This is a genomic window from Thiomicrorhabdus sediminis (genome assembly GCF_005885815.1).
GTDB classification, from domain to species: domain Bacteria; phylum Pseudomonadota; class Gammaproteobacteria; order Thiomicrospirales; family Thiomicrospiraceae; genus Thiomicrorhabdus; species Thiomicrorhabdus sediminis.
The window spans coordinates 374,840-391,536 of record NZ_CP040602.1 but is presented as its reverse complement, the minus strand read 5'-3'; the positions used below and the strand labels follow the sequence as shown (position 1 = coordinate 391,536).

Below are 16,697 nucleotides of genomic sequence, written 5' to 3'. Positions count from 1 at the left end.
TTATTTTCTGCCCATAAGCCAGGCTCTTATATTGAGTGCTTAAAATAAAAAACCCGCCATTAGGCGGGTTTTTACTTGCTCGATACCGATTAAAGTACGGGTTTCTTACCGGTCGACTGTTGCGGACGCCAGTTACGATTCAGATAACGCTCAATGGCACCATCACGCCCCCAGTGGAAACAGTATAACCATTCATTATCAATCAACTGACGTACCACCTCATGTTCGGCGGCAATCTCGGCAATCGCTTCTTTTGGCGCATCGATATAGACACTCAAACGCAACGGTTCATGCATCCACTGCTCTCCATTATGCAATGACTGCATCGGCAGACCGATACGCAGATCGCCACCATTACCTTCAAACACACCAATCGAACCGTCGACGACATTGTGCAATACCTTGTTACCGCTACCGTAAACATGGTTATCACAAACCGACGCATAGTATTGCAGGTTAATCCAGTTGGTAACCACCATCGGTGCTGTCATAATCAATGTCAGTAATGACAGGTCTTCATCCTGCTCATAATCGTAATCATGCAAGAACGAACGACCATCCAGATTCAGACCCTTAGTACGCTGACGCGGCGCGATAATAAAAGCGGCATTGTTCGACAAACCCCACTCCGGACGCACCTGCGACCAGTCTTTAGAACGCTTGATAATACTCTGATGCAGCTTATCGCCCTCAATATCATCCAAGCCAAGACGAATGGCACGTTCCTGACGCGCCAATTGCGTTGCACCCGCCAGCCATTCGCTGACTTGGCCGTCTTCATCCTGCCAAGCATAGCAAGTGAACTCATCGGTCGTGGTATTATGCATCGCACCGACGAACTGGGTATCTTCCGGAATCTCGATACCTTTCGCCTGTAAACCGGCACGAACTTCCTTGTCATTCAACAAGAACGCCAATACACGCACGTTGATCTCACCGGTTTGCCCCCCACAAGCACCGCAGTCCAAACCAGCAGCATGCGGGTTGTTACAGCTTGAGCTGCCGTGACCGACTAAAAGAACGGTCTTTGCCAGATTTTGATCCAAGCCCATTGCGTGCAAGATACCGGCAGCCAAATCAACCTTCTGCTCAACACTCAAAGGCGTTTCATTCTGACTTAACTCGAACTGGTCAGAAGTTGGCAGGTCGTTGATCGGATGCGCATGGTCGTTCGGGAACAAGGTATTTCTCAGCATTTTGAAGGCATAAAGCAAACCGGTTGATTCAACCATACTGAATGTTGCCGGCGGAGCATAACCCCATTCGGTCCAGCGCGCCTTATTATTCAAGGCATAAGAGGTTTTTTGCTGAACTTCACCCTCAATCACCGGACGCACGGTAATCGAAGACTTCAATAACCCCGGTAATTGCGGACGCGAAGATTCCGTTCCCACCGGGTGATATTCAATCGGCAAGCCGAAGAATCCGGCAAAACCTAGTGTTTCGATACGGTTATCTTGCGTTTCCAGAGCACGGCGCATGACTTCAGAACGTACATCGATACAGAACGCCGCTTGCAGCAATGGCTGCGCTGTTTCAGCTTCGTTTGATGCTGCCGCCTGATCCTGAGCCACCAGCTGCTGATGCAGATTGCGCTGATAGGCGATTTCCGCCGCACGCTGCCATACCCAAGCCTTGGCTTGAGAAGCTTCATGCGCGGCAATCAATTCAGGCAACATATTCATCTGATGACGCCACAATACTTTTAGCTCATTGAATACTGCACGGTCGGTCTCTTTCTGGTGTTGCCAAAGCACCCAATCCCAAGCGACACGAATCGCCAGAAAATCTAACATCAGATTGTTATCGGCACCGTTAAGGCGATCCTGCCAACGCAAATAGGCAACCCATGATGCCCAACCGTTAACATCCAGTAACAATGCGTGTGCGTAATCGGCCAGCTCCGTTTCGCTGACATTCAAGTCGTGCAATGCCTGCGCCAACAGCTCTTCGGCAGAATCCGGTAAATCATCGAAGTTTTCGGTCAGGCCATCTTCGGCCATCAGAATCTCGATCCCCTTATCCTGACGGGTTGTCGCCAACCATTCCTGATACAAGCCTTTATAGGTTTCACCGTAACTGGCTTTTTCTGCTTTCAAACGGAAGAAGTCGGCACAAAACTGACTGATCTGGTGGGTGATTTCATCACGCCAAGCCATCTTGTATTTACGATCCGGGCCACTGTCGACAAAATCACTGACATTATGCCAGTGCGAATATTCATCTTCTTCCAATAAATAACGTTCTAGGCTTTCAACCGTATAATCCACTCCCATGACCTGAATGGCTTTTTGCAAATGCTCAGGCTGCAAGCTTTCCAGCCAAATTTCCTGGAAATAGGTTTTCGGCATCAAACAATGCGCTTGCGACAAGGCACTTAATTTAGCCGAAACTTTGGAAATATGCAGGTGACGCATTTCCCACCAAGGGTTGACCGCAATCAACTCATCCAATGGCCAGGTCGGAGCAATACGCCCGCAAGCGGCATTCAATTTGGTTAATTGTGTTTCTGTCAAAGCTGAAGTCATCTGTACTTCATTCGCATTTACTGTCTGTGTTGTTGCGTTACTCATTGATAGAACTCCTCTTTTGGAATCTCCAATTTCTTCGGCTTGAATCTCACCGGTAAACGAGTTGGGTAGACACGCAAATTCAAGCGCGTCATAAATTCATCTAGATAGAAACCTGCATAGAAGGCACGGCGTACTTTCATCATGCGCGGATTATCAACGTGATAACGCAAGATGATATAACCGGCAAAGAACATTACAAACAGGAAGGCCATCCATAAGTCACCGTGCCAGCCAACTGTGGTCGGCAAGCCTGAAACAATGAATCCGGCACCGTCTTTTTGCAGGCTATAGGCAATCAATAATACGGTAGCAAGACCGGCCATACCCAATACCGAACCGGCACTCATGCGTCCTCGACGTTCGGCAATCAACAGGGTCAAGGCGATGGCAAACAGTAGCCACGGGCTATAAGGCGCTTCAATACCGACCACTGCAATCAAACCGATGACAATCGTCAATGAGAAGATCGCCGCGCCCCACCAGTCTTTACGACTTGGCGCAATCGACTTCGATAACCCTCGTTTCATGCTTGACTCCACTTCCGAACCGGAGTTCAGGAAAGCATAGGCTTTATAGCAAGAGTGAGCGATCAGGTGCAATAGCGCCAAGTGGAACATCCCCAAGGCACACTCAACCAACATCAACCCCATCTGCGACATGGTCGACCAAGCCAAACGCACCTTTACCGAAACGCGCGTCATCATAATCAATGCCGCCAAAACGGTTGTTAAACCACCGACAATCAATAGCACCCATTGCGCCGCATTCGACAATACAATCAAAGGTGCAAAGGTGATTAATAGGTAACCACCTAGATTGATGATACCGGCATGCAACAAAGCCGAAACCGGTGTTGGCGCTTCAACCACCTGAATCAACCAGCCATGCAACGGTAACTGAGCACATTTAATCAAGGCCGCAATCGCCAATAACATTACCGCAAATTGATCCAAGGCATTCAGTTCACCCGCAGCGGTTACCTTTTGATAGATTTCGCTGATAAACCAAGTATCGTGCTCAAAATAAAGAATCACCATCGCAATCAACAGGAACAACTCAGCCAGGCGCGCAAAGATATACTTCTTGTGCGCGGCCAAAACCGCACGCTGACGGTGTGGGAAAAAGATCAATAATTGATGCAAGCTGGTACTGATGGCAATCCAGGCAATAATGAAAACCAACATATGGTTACTGATTACCACCATGGCAACACTACCTAAAGCCAGCTGCAACCAACGCAGATAACGCTTCTCTTCTTCTTTATTACCTGCCATATAACGGCTTGAATAACGAATATTGACAAAGGCAATGAAATTCACCAACCCAAGCATCACCAAGCTCATTTCAGACGGCCCGAACCATGAACCTGCCTGCCCAAGCTTGAACACTCCCAAGATAACCGCAATCGCCATGACCGCAGTCAAAGAAAGACCTAATAAACTGACTCTGATTGCTAATTTCCAGTTTGCTTTACGCTCGTTCGCCAAAGCACTAACAAAAAACGCCAGCGGTATTAGCAGCAACATAAAGTTACCTATCATTTGCATATCCATAACTATTTCCCTTAGATACTATTCGACGTTCCCTAATTAAAGAGCCCGCCCAATACTTAAGTTGTTATTTGTTTCAATACATAGTTTTTTACTATGCGCTTATATTAGATGAACATTTTGATAATGAAAAATTGGGAATCCGTATATAACCTATAGATAAATTCAAATACTTTTACAAGTTTTAGGGTTTTATCACTATACATTGGTTATCTAAGCAACCAGTTGATAAATATTTGTGAATAGATATCTACAAACCGACAATCATGCTTCAACTCAACCGCCAAACTTATTCACCTCTTCAATCCCTTAAGCATAGGCTTCCACCAGCCGTATCAACCATTCAAACTTGAAAAAACATTCTGACTCTATGGCTTAGCTAATATAGCAACAACAATCTAGCTCCGCTAACATTGTTGCCCCCTAATTCATACGTATTCAAAACACCATGCTATTGATTTTTAATCTATAAATAGAGACAATCCATTACTCATCTAGCGGATAACGTTGTCACTTCTGTATAAAGCAGATGAACTATTCCAATATCAACAGACTCAAGCAATAACAGAGACTTGTGATATAACAAACTCGTACAAGCCCGTCGATACCATTGAGCGAAACGGGGTGATATACCCCACGATAGGCAACCATCATCCTTATTTCTAAAGAAGGGGTTAGACTGTGATCTATGGACCGAACAAACCTAAGTCGACTAACCGCTTACTAATCCAGACTGTTTGGCCGTTTCTGCTCATCATTATCGTACTGCTTGGCGCGACCCTGTTCAGTTTGAAAATCATGACCGCTGTCCGTGCCTATGTAGCCGGGGAAAGTCTCTATTCGAAAGCGCAAAAACAAGCACATATCTCTTTGATTAATTACTTGCATAGCAAATCGAACGAAGATTATGAAGAATTTCTAACGCAAATAAATATTCCTCTTGGTGATATGAAAGCCCGTATTGCTCTGCAACAGGCAGAACCTGATCTCAAAACCGCATACGAAGGCTTTGTTCAAGGAAGAAATCATTCGACGGATATTCCAAATATGATCTTTCTATTTCGCTATTTCAGTGAAACTCCGCTGATGAAAGAGCCAATTGAGATCTGGACTGATGCAGATCAATATGTCATACAGACCCTCGTGCTGGGTAAAGAGATCCACCACAAACTCTCATCAAAAAGACTGTCAATCAATGAAGAAACAGAATTCATCTGGAAACTAGACAGCATCAATGCCGATATTACACCACTGGAAGAAGCCTTCAGTTTCTCACTGGCGAAAACATCCCATCAGATTGATTTGATCATTTCCAATCTGCTGGTTGGTATCACTCTCTTTTTAATGGCTCTGGGGTTGATCTTCTCACATAGATTAACGGTGCAACGCAGTGTCGCACTGAAACAACTGCAAAGAGAAGCGGAAAAGAACCTGGCGTTTCTGCGCAGCGCCAGTGACGGCATTCATATTCTCGATGCACAAGGAAATATTCAAGAGGCGAGCGACTCGTTTTGTGAAATGCTCGGTTACTCAAGAGACCAGATCATGGGCATGAACGTTACCCAGTGGGATGTCTTTTTCGATCCGCAAGAATTGCTTGGCATGTTGAAAGAGTACAGTTACCAGAATGAACGTTTGCAGTTTGAAACAGTGCATCAGCGTAAAGACGGCTCTTTGCTCGATATCGAATTGAGTTTAGTGCCTGTCGAACAAGATGAAAAACGCTTGATATTTTGCTCATCACGAGACATTAGCGAACGCAAGCAGCATGATCAACAGGTCGAACGACTGGCCTATCACGACCAACTCACCGGGTTGCCAAACCGTTTGTTGTTCGAGGATTTTCTCAATAAAAGCCTGGCCACATCGAAACGCTACCATGATTTTGGTGCCGTGCTTTTCATCGACCTGGATAAATTCAAGAACATCAATGATGTCTATGGTCACAGTATGGGCGATGAACTCCTTAAAAAAGTTGCCCAACGTTTAAGCTCGCGGCTACGCAAGACAGACACCGTATCGAGAATTGCCGGCGATGAATTCGTTGCTTTATTGCCATCTCTGTCAACCGACCAAAATAAAGCCGCCATTGCCGCCATGTCTATCGCTGAAGAATTACGCGTTGCGTTGGCAGAACCGATAAATATCGATCAACATAATTGTCAAATCACCGCGAGCATAGGGGTTTCCGTGTTCCCGAAGGACAGCGAAAACTTTAATGAAATCTTGCAAGAAGCCGATATTGCCATGTATCGTGCCAAACAAAACGGTCGCAATACGCTGATTTTTTTCGAACACGAAATGCACGATCGCATCACCGAGCGCTTTACGCTGGAGCAGGAACTGCGTAATGCTTTACAAAATGATGAGCTCGAGCTATACCTTCAGTCACAGGTTGATAAAGAGGGAACCATGATTGGTGCTGAATGTCTGGTTCGCTGGATGCACCCCACAAAAGGACTTATTCCTCCTGATGATTTTATTCCGCTGGCGGAAGAGACGGGGCAAGTTGTGAAAATTGGCGAATGGGTTCTGTCCAAGGCTTGCCAAACTCTTAGCCAATTGCCCTTTGCGGCGTCCGCTTTTAGCCTTTCGGTCAATATCAGCGCACAACATTTTCAACAAGCCGGGTTTATCGATTTTGTCAAACAAGTGCTGGCTGAAAGCGGCGCCGATCCTCGACACCTGATATTGGAAATTACCGAAAGCCTGTTAATACAGCAACCTCAAAAAGTGATTGCCGACATGCAAACACTCGCCGATCTCGGCATCCGCTTTTCCATCGATGACTTTGGTACCGGTTACTCATCATTGTCGTACCTGAAACGCATGCCTTTGAATGAGCTTAAGATTGACAAAAGTTTCGTCAATGACATTCCCGATGATGCCAATGATTCCGCTTTGATACAAACCATTCTGGCCATGGCCCATCATTTGGGATATACCGTGGTGGCGGAGGGCGTGGAAACCCAAACACAACATAATTTTCTTGCTAGCCTCGGCTGTGAACTTTACCAAGGTTACCTATTTCACAAACCACAGCCCTACCAAGAGTGGCTAAATAACATTGCATCACTCAAACCCAACAAGGCAAATCAAAAAAGCCCCGATTAAACGGGGCTTTTGAGTTTTATTATCAACAGTAACATTTATTTTTTCTTAGACATAAAAAACCTGCTCTAAGGCAGGTTTTTGTAAGAGTATGCAAACGTTAACTTAACAATTAACAGTATTGTCGCAATCAGAACGGCACATCATCGTCTTCAAAATCATTAGGCATATAAGCCGGAGCCTGTTGCTGCTGGACCGGCTGCTGCCCTCCCATTGGCTGAACATTCTGCTGCATACCTTGCTGTGGCGCTTGATTGAAACCGCCTTGCTGCCCCATTGGCTGCTGCATAGCTGGATTAGCTCGGTTCTGTTGTGGAGCTTGCTGCTGCGGCATCTGATTGAAACCACCATCATTCTGACGTGCATTAGCGCCACCGCCAAGCATTTCCATCTTACCGTCAAAGCCGCTCAATACCACTTCGGTGGTGTAACGATCCTGACCATTTTGATCTTGCCACTTACGCGTCTGCAATTTACCTTCAAGGTAAACCTGAGAACCTTTGGTTAGATATTGACCAGCCACTTCAGCCAGTTTGCCGAACATGGAAACACGGTGCCATTCGGTTTTCTGCTGCTTCTGCCCAGTGCTTTTGTCGTTCCACTCTTCACTGGTCGCAACACTTAAATTGGCGATAGCATTACCATTGGCTGCATATTTGACCTCTGGATCTGCGCCAAGGGTTCCCACCAAAATGACTTTATTGACACCACGCATAAATTCTCTCTCTTTCCATCTCTAAGATTAATTGGTCTGCTGACTATTTTCGATATAGTCTATTAATGCTACTTCATTTACCTGGGTTCTGTCGATTTTAAAATAAGCTCTTTGCTCTTCGACAATCACCACCACTTCATAGATACCATCATAAGCCAGCAGCTGTTCGGTAATCGACTCGACATCGGCTTCGCTTATCGGTGAAATCGGCACCGAGGCGATACTTAAAGGCAATGGTTTTTCCATGCTATAGGCTACAATCAACCAGATCGCCGCCAGCACTGCGGTAAATTCAAATACCCCATTATAACCATAATGCTGATAAAAATATCCGCCTAAAACACCACCGACTGCCGCACCGATAAATTGACTAGTTGAATAGATTCCGCTAGCGGTTCCTTTCTTATCCGCCGGTGACAACTTGACCACCAAAGACGGTAACGAAGCCTCCAATAAATTAAAGGCGGTAAAAAAGATTAACAGCCAGAAAAACAGGCTCCAGAAACTCTGCTCGGTCATAAAAGCAAGCTGCATCAATAAAATGGTGGCAATGGCGCCCACAAAAACCTGCTTCATGCGCCCTTTACTTTCCGCTTGAATAATAAACGGCACCATCAAAACAAACGACAGCAACATCACCGGCAGGTAAATCATCCAATGTTCGGTACTGATTAAACCACCCGAGTCTCTCAAACTCAGAGGAATAACGATAAACATTGCCGTCAAAATGGCATGCAATACAAAAACACCCAAGTCCAAACGTAATAACTGGGTATGTTTCAAAATGGCCAGAAAATCACTCGGCACCGCTTCGGCTTCACGCTGAAAACTCTGTTTTTTAATGGCGGGCATGGCAAACCAAACCAACAACATGCCGATAATCGCCAATACGGCGGTGACCCAGAAGATACCCCGAACACCAAACCAGCTTGCCAATAAAGGCCCGGCAATCAACGATAAGGTAAACGACAAGCCGATGGTCATGCCGACAATCGACATGGCGCGCAAACGGAACTGTTCGGTGACCAAATCGGCAACCGAAGCCATTAATACCGCGGCCACCGCACCCATTCCCTGCAAGGCACGGCCGATAATCATCATCTCTATCGAATCGGCCAGAGCGCAAACCACCGACCCCAACATAAACACCAGCATACCGACAATAATCAGCGGCTTACGCCCGAAACGATCCGACAGCATTCCATATGGAATTTGTAGCAACGCTTGCGTCAGGCCGTAGATACCAATGGCGATACCGATTTGCAGCCCGGTGATATTTTCAAATTCGGTTTCGGCAAACAGCGCAAAAACCGGAAAAATCATAAACAGGCCGAGCATACGTGTGGAAAAAATACCGGCAATCGATAGCGCCGCACGCTTTTCGTTGGGATGCATCTTGTCAGGGTTTTCTAAAATCATGAATAATACAGGTCAAACATTATTAAGTTAGCAGTAAATATTTCGTCACAGTTTTATATCATTAGCCATCGATAATAGGCTTTAGAACAGAACAGAAAGCAACGGGCTTGCAGATAAAAACAATAGCGCAAAATTATACCACTTTATCCTGCTCTATTGGATTTACTAAGGTATATAATCAAACTCAAACCCAAGAGCCTTGCATACTATAAACGGCTGACCGAAAGTATCGAATGACTAAGGAGAACGAGCATGACCTCTTCAATCCAGAAAACAGGTTTATTCCCAGAACGCTCAACACACTTGAAGCTATTAATTAGCGGCCTTGTGTTGTTTGTGGCGGGCATGATGCAAACCTCTCATGTTTGGGCCAGCGAAACCTCGCTTGATAGCAGCCACCGTGTTCATTTTGAGATACAGCAAAAAACTCAGGTTGATAATGACGAACTGATCATCCGTTTTAACAGTGTCGCCGAAGGTGGCAGTGCTCAAGAAGTCACACGCGATATTAACCGTACAATACAATCGGCAATGCGTGTATTGCAAAAGTATCCGCAGATCATCAGCAAAACCGAGCATTATTCGGTCTACCCTGTCTATGTCAAACAGACCATCAAAAACTGGCGTGGTAAACAGGTATTGAGCCTTGCCATGGAAAATAATCCTGACCTACTCAAAGCCGTTGAACGCTTACAAGATATTCTCAATTACCAATCGATGCACTTTTCGGTTTCCGACCAACGTCGTGAGCAGGTGTTGAAAAAATTGCAAAGCCAAGCAATTGCCAAGTTCCGTCAACAAGCGCAAAGCATCGCCGAGGACTTTGGCGCACAGAGTTTCCAAATCACCAATACCCAAATCCGTCAGAACCAACCCTTTATTCAACCACGGGCGGTAATGGCACAAGCCGATGTAGCCAGTTTTGCCACCCGTAGTGCGCCGGTTATAGAAAGCGGACAAAGTGAGATCACCATCACTTTAAACGGCAGCATGATTTTGCATTACTAAAACAAGCCTGCAAAGCCCGCTTATGCTTTACTCTATTGGCGAAAACGCTTGTGCTAAGCATTTGAATTAATAGATAGATTGGCCTCTTAAAATGCAATTCTTGCTATAATGGCGGCTTTGCAACCAATTTAGGGTTTTGAATTCTATGCTCGAAGAAATTGTTATTCGCGGTGCGCGCACTCACAATCTAAAAAACATTGATGTGACATTGCCGCGCGACAAATTGATTGTGATTACCGGCCTGTCCGGCTCGGGGAAATCCTCTCTCGCGTTTGACACCATCTACGCCGAAGGCCAGCGTCGCTATGTCGAATCGCTTTCCGCCTATGCGCGTCAATTCCTATCGGTAATGGAAAAACCCGATGTTGACCATATCGAGGGACTGTCACCGGCGATTTCCATCGAGCAGAAATCCACATCTCACAATCCACGCTCTACCGTAGGTACGGTCACCGAAATCTACGATTACCTACGCTTGCTGTTTGCCCGCGCCGGAACGCCCCGCTGTCCGGAACATGACTGTGATCTGGAAGCGCAAACCGTCAGCCAGATGGTCGACCACACCCTAACCTTGCCAGAAGGCACTAAATGCCTGTTGATCGCACCGATTATCCGTGGCAAAAAAGGCGAACATCATCAGCTACTCGACGAGTTGCAGGCGCAAGGGTTTATCCGTGCCCGTATCGATGGCGAAATCCGTGAGCTGGATGGTTCGATCGAGCTGGATAAAAACAAAAAACATGATATCGAAGTCATTGTCGATCGCTTTAAGGTACGTGACGACCTGAAACAGCGTTTGGCCGAATCGTTTGAAACGGCCTTGCGTCTCGCCGAAGGGATTGCCAAAGTGCTGCCAATGGATGAAGACGATGATTTCGAGCTGCTGTTTTCGGAAAAGTTCGCCTGTCCACATTGCGGTTACTCTGTTTCGGAGCTCGAACCCCGTATTTTCTCTTTCAACAACCCGCATGGCGCCTGCCCGACTTGTGACGGCCTAGGGTTGAAAGACAGTTTTGATGAAAACCGTGTCATCACCCATGCCGAACTGAGCTTGGCCGGTGGCGCGATTCGAGGCTGGGACCGCCGTCATAAATATTATTACGACCTACTGAAAGCGCTGGCGGATTATTATCAATTCGATATTGAAACCCCTTGGCAAGAACTGGAAGAAAAACAACGTAAAATCATTTTGTTCGGTTCCGGTCGTGAGAAAATTCCGTTACCGCACGGCAAATACAGCGACACGCGCCGCTTTGAAGGCGTCATCCCGAATATGGAACGTCGTTTTGCCGAGACCGAAAGCCGTGCGGTACGTGAGGAACTGGAAAAATATCGTGTCACCACGCCTTGTCCTAGCTGCCAGGGTACACGCCTCAATCAAGCCGCGCGTCATGTCTTTATCAATGATTATAGCCTACCGTCTTTAACCGAGTTACCGGTTGGCGAGCTGCATGAAATCTTCAGCAACCTGAGTTTGTCCGGCGCCAAAGGCGAAATCGCCAGCAAGATCATTAAAGAGGTGCATGATCGCCTGACTTTCTTGGTCAATGTCGGCTTGAATTATTTAACGTTGAGCCGGAGTGCCGACACCCTATCCGGTGGTGAGGCGCAACGAATCCGCCTGGCCTCGCAAATCGGTGCCGGCTTGGTCGGCGTTATGTATGTACTTGATGAACCGTCTATCGGGCTACACCAACGTGATAACGACCGCCTGTTGGCGACCTTGACCCATCTTCGCGACTTAGGCAATACGGTCATAGTTGTTGAACATGATGAGGATGCCATTCGTGCGGCAGACTACGTCCTTGATATAGGCCCAGGCGCCGGGATTCATGGTGGTCGCATTATGGCATCGGGTACGCCACAGCAAGTTACCGACAACCCCGACTCTTTGACCGGACAGTTTCTTAAAGGCATTCGCCAGATTGAAGTTCCCAAAGAGCGTTTATCGCCTGAAAAAGATAAGTGGCTGACCATCAAGGGGGCTAGCGGCAACAACCTAAAAGATGTCGAACTGAACATTCCTGCCAAACTGCTTACCTGTGTCACGGGGGTTTCCGGTTCGGGAAAATCAACCTTGATTAACGGCACCCTAAGCAAACTAGCAGCCAATCAATTAAATGGCGCCCAGCTTAATGTCGCACCTTATAAATCGGTAGAAGGGTTTGAGCACTTTGATAAATCGGTGAATATCGACCAATCGGCCATCGGGCGCACACCACGTTCCAACCCGGCGACCTATACAGGCCTATTTACCCCGATTCGTGAATTGCTGTCGGCAACGCCTGAATCGCGCGCGCGCGGCTATACACCGGGGCGTTTCAGTTTCAATGTCAAAGGTGGACGTTGCGAAGCCTGTCAGGGGGACGGCGTCCTTAAGGTGGAAATGCATTTCTTACCGGACGTCTATGTACCTTGCGATGTTTGTCATGGCGCGCGCTATAATCGTGAAACATTACAGATTCAATATAAAGGCAAAAACATCCACGAAATTCTGGAGATGACCGTTGAAGACGCGCGAGCGTTTTTCGATTCGATTCCGGTGATTGCGCGTAAGTTGCAGATGTTGATTGAGGTGGGTCTGGGTTATATCAAACTCGGGCAAAGCGCGACCACGCTTTCCGGTGGTGAAGCACAGCGCGTTAAACTAGCTAAAGAGCTGTCCAAACGTGATACCGGTAATACACTGTATATTCTTGATGAACCGACTACCGGATTACACTTCCACGATATTGAACTGCTGTTAAAGGTGATTCGCCATTTACGCGACCAGGGCAATACCATTGTCATTATCGAACACAACCTCGATGTGATTAAAACCGCCGACTGGGTAATCGACTTGGGGCCTGAAGGCGGTTCCGGCGGTGGACAGATTATCGCTCAAGGTAGCCCGGAAGAAGTTGCCAACAGCAAACAATCACATACCGGACACTACTTAAAAAAGCTGCTCTAGCGCTTAAGAGGTGATGTTATGAAACAGTCGGCTTTTCAGTTCTTTATTCAACCGAAAATACGCAAGCGGATGGCCGACTGTTTTCTCTTAGCGCTGTTAATGATTTGTATTAGCCTTCCACTTGACAATGCTGCTCAAGCACAAAACCTCGACGAGTGGCAATCGCCGACCTATATCCTTAAGGCTTTCAACGAGATTGCGCTAAAAAACGAATACCGCTCTACCGCACAACGGATTCTCAAATGGCAGCAACCGATCTATTACCGGTTTCAATATCATGACCTGCCGCAAAATACGATGGTGGAAAACCTTTTTTCCATTCACCTAAAGCATTTGGCCGAAATCACCAAACATAACATCCAACCTAGCGGCAAACACAAAGCCAACCTATTAATCCATATCACTCGGGATCGCCATTACAACCAAGTTATTCGCCAATTCACCAGCTCAAATGTCAGCAATATCGCCCGTGAGAGTCATTGTATGGGCAGTTTTAAAACACATTCTGACGCCATTAGTGAAGCACAAATTGTTTTACCGGTTGATCATTTGTTCAGCAAGGGGCTATTGGTCTCTTGTATTGTTGAGGAAACCACCCAGGTGATGGGATTACCGAACGATTCAGACTGGGTCAATCCAAGTATCGCCAATGATGTCAGCAAAATTGAATTACTGACCGGCTTGGACTATCTGTTTTTGACCATTTTATATGACCGACAGATCAAAGCCGGCATGTCACGCAAGCGTAGCCAACCAATTATCAAAGCGATTATTACCCAATTGCAGCAACAAGGCATTATCGACAATGCCCAACATCTGGTGAATAAAGGTGGCTTGAATGCCTATCTAGAATAGCCCATTAGACCCAAGTTATATTTGTTATAAACCATAAAAAACTCTAATTGAAAAAGGTACTATTTTCATAAGAACAGTGATACATTAAGCACATATACTTATTAACCACTTAATAAATCACTCAAATGAAAAACGCTCTAATATTATTCACATTCTGCAACCTGATTTTGGCTCAAGCATTCGCCGGTAACAACGTGCTCCAGCATAGTCGTATCGCTGTTGCAGGAGAAATCATTAAAAAGTGCAATATCCACCTGAGTTCACGCGAACATCACCACTACCAAGACAAACTCAGTCAAGCAAGAAAACAGGCACTTGAAGACATTAAAAACAGCTTACACCTGACTGACAAAATGGAACTGGAAACACTTTTTAATTCTTACCAGCTTTCTTTTGAAAGGCATGCAAATCAGATCATTCTTAACCAAGGATGCCAGTCTGAAAATGTCATCAACTACATAGCACGTTACCTGAATTAACAGGTGCCGTAAGAATAAAACGCCGCTACATCCATTTTTTTATGGATAGACATCTGAAGATAATGATAATCTTAGTTTACTGATGATTAGTCTGAGCCTGACTTGCCAAAGCGGAAATAACGTAACCCGCTAACATCAAGCCAAAAATACCCGGCATATAACTCGCTGTACCGTTAACGACACGTCCACGCGCACCCTGAATCGATTCCATAGGACCCGGCTCTTTAGGCACTTCACTGGAAAATACCGTCATCACGCCTTTTTTAATGCCCTGTTTTTTTAAACGTTGACGCATATTGCGCGCTAAAGCACAGCCATGGGTTTTAGAGATATCAGACAAAGCGATTTTAGCTGGATCAATGCGACGGCCTGCACCCATACTCGACACCACCGGACGTTTCATTTTATACGCGGTTGCTACCAGCGCGACCTTGCAATTAAGACTATCGATAGCGTCAATCACATAATCGAATTCGGTCATCAACAAAGGCTCCATCATTTCCGGGGTTAAGAAGCTGTTATTGATATGAACCTTACAGTTTGGGTTTATCTGAGCTATGCGCTCTGCCATAACTTGTGCTTTGTTTTGTCCAAGCGTATTATCCAGGGCAACGATTTGGCGATTTTTGTTGGAAGGTGCAACATCATCATGATCAACCAAGGTCAATTCGCCAACCCCGGCACGTGCTAACGCCTCGGCAACAAACCCACCGACACCGCCAACTCCGGCAAGTAAGACATGAGAATCAGCCAAGGCCTGAATGCCTGCATCATCAAAAACCAGGCGACTGCGTTCAAAAAGCGGGTTGTTAATATCCATAAATGACCTACATAGAAGATTATGTGTTTAGGAAAATTTGTCGAGCATTATAATCGGTTTTTGCAATGACCTGTAGGTAATCAAGCTGTAACCTTTTGGCAATGAGATCAGCAATGATTTTTATATCAGATAACGCCGCACGATTGTGCTCAGGCAAGATAATGTTAGGAAAATCGGTTTCCAAAACTAAATTATCAATACCGCAGAAATCGATCAATTCATGATAACGGCGTGCATTACTGCGACAAGACACACCATTGATGCCGACTTTGAAACCTAAGGAAAGATAGCTCTGAGCAATTTGGGTGCTTGCACCCAAACCGTGTACTACACCTGTAACATTAAACTGTTTGAGTAATGCCAATGCCTCATTGTGAGCTTTAATGATATGTAATGAAACCGGCAAGCGATAACGCTCGGCAAGCGCTAATTGATAATGGCAGAATTCCAGCTGTTTTGACTTATCAGCTATGTATTTTTTTTGGAAATCCAAGCCTATCTCACCCAATGCATTAACCTCATTGGTTTGCAGGCGAACTTCTAGCTCAGTCAGAACATTCACGTCATGAGATGACACAAACCATGGGTGAATGCCTAATGCGGGCATAACAAGCTCATGTGCACGTGAAAACGCCAATGTCGAATCCCAATCGGATTGTTTGCTAGAAACGGCTAAATAATAGTGCTTCGAATTAAGACAAGAAGACAGTTCAGAAGCGGATAATGCATAGAGGCTATTGAGATGACAGTGGGTATCAAACATAGCGGCAATGGAGAAAATTCAGATATAAAAAAAGCCGGTATAAACCGGCTTCTTTATTACTCAGCAGCTTCTGCAGAATCGCTGACCGGACGATCAACCAATTCAACAATTGCCATTGGTGCATTATCACCTGGGCGGAAACCACATTTTAGAATGCGGATGTATCCACCTGGACGATCTTGGTAACGAGGACCAATCTCAGAGAATAATTTACCAACTGCTGCTTTATCGCCTAAACGCGCAAACGCAGTACGACGGTTATGAACGCTGTCTTGTTTAGCCAGCGTAATTAAAGGCTCAGCAACTCCGCGAAGTTCTTTAGCCTTAGCAACCGTAGTACGAATCACTTCATGTTCGATAAGTGAAGCAGACATGTTTTTAAACATTGCCTTACGGTGTGAGCTGTTACGATTTAACTTACGACCTGTTTTACCATGACGCATGATAGCTT

General features: G+C 45.9%; 12 protein-coding genes. 5 read left to right on the top strand and 7 right to left on the bottom strand.

The features are described 5' to 3' along the window. Positions 1–89: 89 nt before the first annotated feature. Together FE785_RS01745 and FE785_RS01740 are read right to left on the bottom strand one after the other, a co-directional pair. The gene (locus tag FE785_RS01745; protein WP_138563809.1) at positions 90–2,573 is read right to left on the bottom strand and encodes a YbcC family protein; all 2,484 of its coding nucleotides are present in this window, start codon (positions 2,571–2,573) and stop codon (positions 90–92) included. Beyond that, positions 2,570–4,126: an NADH-quinone oxidoreductase subunit L gene (locus tag FE785_RS01740; protein ID WP_138563807.1), complete on the bottom strand. Its 1,557-nt coding sequence runs from the start codon at positions 4,124–4,126 to the stop codon at positions 2,570–2,572. Before FE785_RS01740 ends, FE785_RS01745 begins: the two co-directional genes overlap by 4 nt. 678 nt (positions 4,127–4,804) lie before the next feature. On the opposite strand from FE785_RS01740, the gene FE785_RS01735 reads away from it, so the two are divergent. After that, positions 4,805–7,237 carry a putative bifunctional diguanylate cyclase/phosphodiesterase gene (locus FE785_RS01735; protein ID WP_138563805.1) on the top strand — a complete coding sequence of 811 codons (2,433 nt, stop codon included), beginning with the start codon at positions 4,805–4,807 and terminating at the stop codon, positions 7,235–7,237. 127 nt (positions 7,238–7,364) lie between these two features. Here FE785_RS01735 and ssb read toward each other — a convergent pair whose 3' ends face one another. Both ssb and FE785_RS01725 read right to left on the bottom strand, forming a co-directional pair. Further along, on the bottom strand, positions 7,365–7,949 hold the full coding sequence (gene ssb, locus FE785_RS01730; protein ID WP_138563803.1) for a single-stranded DNA-binding protein: 585 nt from the start codon (positions 7,947–7,949) through the stop codon (positions 7,365–7,367). A gap of 27 nt (positions 7,950–7,976) precedes the next feature. Next, positions 7,977–9,368 (bottom strand): MFS transporter, encoded by a 1,392-nt coding sequence (locus tag FE785_RS01725; RefSeq protein ID WP_138563801.1) that lies wholly within the window; start codon positions 9,366–9,368, stop codon positions 7,977–7,979. A 252-nt stretch (positions 9,369–9,620) separates the two neighbouring features. Here FE785_RS01725 and FE785_RS01720 point away from each other — a divergent pair, with 252 nt between their 5' ends. From FE785_RS01720 to FE785_RS01705, 4 genes are all read left to right on the top strand, one after another. Next, the gene (locus tag FE785_RS01720) at positions 9,621–10,376 is read left to right on the top strand and encodes an SIMPL domain-containing protein (protein ID WP_138563799.1); all 756 of its coding nucleotides are present in this window, start codon (positions 9,621–9,623) and stop codon (positions 10,374–10,376) included. Positions 10,377–10,521: 145 nt separating this feature from the next. Further along, entirely contained in the window at positions 10,522–13,329 is a 2,808-nt protein-coding gene (uvrA, locus tag FE785_RS01715; protein WP_138563797.1) for an excinuclease ABC subunit UvrA, read from the top strand. 18 nt (positions 13,330–13,347) lie between these two features. Next, a complete protein-coding gene (locus FE785_RS01710; RefSeq protein WP_138563795.1) occupies positions 13,348–14,184 on the top strand; it encodes a DUF2927 domain-containing protein in 837 nt (278 codons plus the stop codon). A gap of 167 nt (positions 14,185–14,351) precedes the next feature. After that, positions 14,352–14,663, top strand: a complete 312-nt coding sequence (locus FE785_RS01705; RefSeq protein WP_138563793.1) for a hypothetical protein — start codon at positions 14,352–14,354, stop codon at positions 14,661–14,663. 76 nt (positions 14,664–14,739) lie between these two features. Here the strand turns inward: FE785_RS01705 and FE785_RS01700 are convergent, their stop codons facing one another. The 3 genes from FE785_RS01700 to rplQ are packed head-to-tail and all read right to left on the bottom strand — an operon-like array spanning position 14,740 to position 16,689. Next, entirely contained in the window at positions 14,740–15,483 is a 744-nt protein-coding gene (locus FE785_RS01700; protein WP_138563791.1) for a tRNA threonylcarbamoyladenosine dehydratase, read from the bottom strand. A gap of 19 nt (positions 15,484–15,502) precedes the next feature. Further along, on the bottom strand, positions 15,503–16,246 hold the full coding sequence (locus FE785_RS01695; protein ID WP_138563789.1) for a TatD family hydrolase: 744 nt from the start codon (positions 16,244–16,246) through the stop codon (positions 15,503–15,505). Between the two features lie 56 nt (positions 16,247–16,302). Then, positions 16,303–16,689: a 50S ribosomal protein L17 gene (gene rplQ, locus FE785_RS01690; protein ID WP_138563787.1), complete on the bottom strand. Its 387-nt coding sequence runs from the start codon at positions 16,687–16,689 to the stop codon at positions 16,303–16,305. Positions 16,690–16,697: the final 8 nt, after the last annotated feature.